Consider the following 681-nt stretch of genomic DNA (forward strand, 5'->3'; position numbering starts at 1 on the left):
TGCTATGTTTATTCATGTTAGCCTCTGCTGTTTAGTTAATTGACAAACTAATTATGGCTCTGGCTTTGAATTAAGCTAACCCACGAAAAGCGGAGGCTAACACCGTGTGGGAGTCATTATGTCTAAATGCAAAGGAATCTCCAGCAATGGATGCGCTCGAAAAATTAGCGGAGAGAAACCGCCAACATAATAAAATAAAAAAGGATGAAAAATTCTCAACGTATTTTCTTTTGTTAGGCTTATTGCCTTTTTACACAGATCTCATTTATTCTAAATTTGTTGTTGGTCTAGAGTTTCCTGAAAGCTTTGGGTATTTTCTGCAATCACTGGCTGGGAATTGTATATTCGCTTTTCCTGTTTTAGGTATGGGGAGTCTTTTACTTTTTCCTCGGTTACTGAAATTGTTTACTTTAATTGGTATTCAAACTTGGTTTACATATTTTTGGGTATTCCATGACTTAACTTGGGTTGGCTTTTTCCCTTTAGTAATTGTGTATATAACTTTTCAAATACAATTACCAAAAATAAAGCAACGTGCCGCAGAAGAAGATGGTATATAACAAGATAATTGGACTCCCAACTTCTACACTTAAGTAGAAATTATTTTTCGGAGTTCAATTATGAATAAGTTAAGAATTGGTGTCGATTTAGCTCATAAATTAATACAAGTTTGTAGTTCTA

1 protein-coding gene is annotated in these 681 nt (G+C 34.1%); it reads left to right on the plus strand.

What is annotated here, in order from left to right; genetic code table 11:
• Positions 1-146 precede the first annotated feature (146 nt).
• Positions 147-560 carry a hypothetical protein gene (locus tag H5116_RS20090; RefSeq protein ID WP_182716931.1) on the plus strand — a complete coding sequence of 138 codons (414 nt, stop codon included), beginning with the start codon at positions 147-149 and terminating at the stop codon, positions 558-560.
• Positions 561-681 lie beyond the last annotated feature (121 nt).

This window comes from Pseudoalteromonas sp. SG45-2, assembly GCF_014164115.1.
Classification (GTDB): Bacteria; Pseudomonadota; Gammaproteobacteria; order Enterobacterales; family Alteromonadaceae; genus Pseudoalteromonas; species Pseudoalteromonas distincta.